Consider the following 1,293-nt stretch of genomic DNA (forward strand, 5'->3'; position numbering starts at 1 on the left):
GGCGGTCTCAGATCGTCTGCGCAACACGGATGTCGTGTGGAGGCGGGACGATGGCTGGTGGACTGAGGCGGTATTCGGTAGCTCAGCGGGAACAGGCGCTGGGGCTGCTCGAGCAGGGGCTGTCGGGGCTGGAGGTCGCCCGGCAGGTCGGGGTGGACCGGTTCGCGGTGGCCCGGTGGGCCAAGGTGGCCGGCATGAGGATGCGGATCGGACCGGTCGGTGGGATGGTCAACCCGACCTTGGCGGCGCCGTCGGTGCGCGGTGACTTCACCGACGCGCGGGGCCGGTTGACCGAGGCCGGTCGGGGCCTGATCGCGCTGCGGCTCCGTGAGGGCCGCTGCCCGGCCCGGATCGCGGCCGAGCTGGGCGTGCACCGCTCGAGCGTGACCCGGGAGCTGCACCGCAACCGCGTCGCCGGGGTCTACTCGGTGCGGGTCGCGCAGGCCCGCACCCGCGCCAACCGGGCCCGTCCCCAGCCGCGGAAGCTGGACCGGCCCGAGCACGCCGCGCTACGCGCGATCGTCCTGCACGGGTTGACCTCGCACTGGTCCCCGCAGCAGATCCAGGGCGAGCTGGTCCTGCGCTTCCCGGACGATGAGTCCATGCGGATCTCTCACGAAACTCTCTACCAGGCCCTCTACGTGCAGGGCCGCGGCAGCCTGCGCGCCGAGCTGGCCCGGGAGAAGGCCCTGCGCAGCGGGCGCACCTCGCGGGTGCCCGCCTCGAAGCTGGCCGCCCGGCCCCGGGGGAAGTCCTGGGTCGGGGACGCCGCGATCACCGCCCGCCCGGCCGAAGCGGCCGACCGCGCCGTTCCCGGGCACTGGGAAGGCGACCTGGTCATCGGCGCCCGCGGCTCCAGCGCCGTGATCACGCTGGTCGAGCGGGCCACCCGGTACCTGATGCTCGCGCGGCTGCCGGGCCGGCGCGACGCTGCCACCGTCACCGACCGGCTCACCAGGATGATCACCACGCTCCCGGCCCACCTGACCAAGACCCTGACCTGGGACCAAGGCGCCGAACTGGCCGACCACGCCCGGTTCACCGTCGCCACCGACTGCACGGTCTACTTCTGCGACCCGCACTCGCCCTGGCAGCGCGGCACCAACGAGAACACCAACGGCCTGATCCGCGAGTTCTTCCCCAAAGGCACCAACTTCACCACCGTCCCCGACGAGGAAATCGCCCGCGTCGAGCAGCTGCTCAACACCCGCCCCCGAGCCACCCTCGGCTTCCAGACCCCCGCCTCTAAACTCAACGAACTACTCACCGTTGCGCCGACGCCCTGAAACCGCC

At 72.4% G+C, this 1,293-nt stretch carries 1 protein-coding gene; it reads left to right on the plus strand.

Annotated features, from left to right (window positions below; genetic code table 11):
* Positions 1-50: 50 nt before the first annotated feature.
* Complete coding sequence (locus ABD831_RS22185; RefSeq protein ID WP_344952287.1) at positions 51-1,286, plus strand: IS30 family transposase; 1,236 nt, start codon at positions 51-53, stop codon at positions 1,284-1,286.
* Positions 1,287-1,293: the final 7 nt, after the last annotated feature.

The sequence above is a fragment of the Terrabacter ginsenosidimutans genome (genome assembly GCF_039539425.1).
GTDB classification, from domain to species: Bacteria; Actinomycetota; Actinomycetes; order Actinomycetales; family Dermatophilaceae; genus Terrabacter; species Terrabacter ginsenosidimutans.